This window comes from Serratia sp. Nf2 (assembly GCF_003028435.1).
GTDB classification, from domain to species: Bacteria; Pseudomonadota; Gammaproteobacteria; order Enterobacterales; family Enterobacteriaceae; genus Serratia; species Serratia marcescens_L.
Genome location: NZ_PYTW01000058.1, coordinates 1 through 292, shown reverse-complemented (window position 1 = coordinate 292; position 292 = coordinate 1). Strand labels below are relative to the sequence as shown.

Here is a 292-nt window from a genome sequence, read left to right as displayed (position 1 = left end):
GTTTGGGCAGTCCCTGTGGCCCATCATTCTGGGGGCGTGTCTTACCGGCATCGGCGGCGCACTGTTCTCTCCATCGATTGAAGCGCTACTGGCTAAAGCGGGTACGTACAGCGAGTTAAACGGAAAGCGCAGCCGCGCTGAGTGGTTTGCACTTTTCGCCGTGTGCGGCGAACTCGGTGCCGTGTTGGGCCCAGTTGCCGGCGCGCTGCTGACCGAGCTCGGCTTCCGCCAGGTGGCGTTTGCTGGGGCGGGGGTGTTCGTCGTCGCTTTGTTGGTGCTGTACTTCTGCCTT

The 292-nt window shown here is 62.3% G+C and carries 1 pseudogene; it reads left to right on the top strand.

Annotation, left to right across the window (positions count from 1 at the left end):
• Positions 1-292: pseudogene (locus C9411_RS25410) on the top strand (MFS transporter); the annotation flags it as partial.